1 protein-coding gene is annotated in these 656 nt (G+C 70.4%); it reads left to right on the top strand.

Annotation, left to right across the window (positions count from 1 at the left end):
• Nucleotides 1-422: RICIN domain-containing protein (locus tag Mam01_RS36130; protein ID WP_204289705.1), on the top strand; the 422-nt coding region annotated here is incomplete at its 5' end.
• Nucleotides 423-656 lie beyond the last annotated feature (234 nt).

Here is a 656-nt window from a genome sequence, read left to right as displayed (position 1 = left end):
TCAGCCCCAGCTCCAGCCCGAGCGTGCCCCCCTCGTCCACCGGTGCGATCAAGGGAGTCGCGTCCGGCAGGTGTGTGGACGTCCCCAACGCCTCGCAGACCAGCGGCACCCAGGTGCAGATCTGGGACTGCAACGGACAGCCCAACCAGAGCTGGACCGCGACCAGCTCCGGCGAACTGCGGGTGTACGGCAACAAGTGCCTCGACGTGGCCAACATGAGCACCGCCGACGGCGCCGCGGTGCAGATCTGGGACTGCAACGGACAGAACAACCAGAAGTGGCGCTTCAACAGTGACGGGAGCATCACCGCCGTCGGGGCCAACAAGTGCCTCGACGCGCCGAACTACTCCACCGCCAACGGTGTGAAGCTCCAGATCTGGTCCTGCAACGGGCAGGCCAACCAGCGCTGGACCCGCGTCTGATCGAAGACAACGCCGGGGCGGCCGGATCGGCCGCCCCGGCGAAGGCCCGCCCCGAGCGGGTCCGCGGCGACGCCGCCCCAGGCCCTCATGCAGCGGTTCCCTCTCCGCCCGCCTGACCTGCCCCGGCCGTGACCACGCGCACGCGGTGACAAGTGGCGCCCGGCCTCCCGCATCGCGGCCCGGACGCCGCGACGACGGGTCACCCCCCTCACCGACGAAAGGACCTTCCGTGAG

Origin of the sequence: Microbispora amethystogenes (assembly GCF_016863015.1) — a bacterium.
Lineage (GTDB): Bacteria > Actinomycetota > Actinomycetes > Streptosporangiales > Streptosporangiaceae > Microbispora > Microbispora amethystogenes.
Note: the sequence above shows the minus strand (reverse complement) of the source record. Positions and strands in the feature narration are given on the sequence as shown.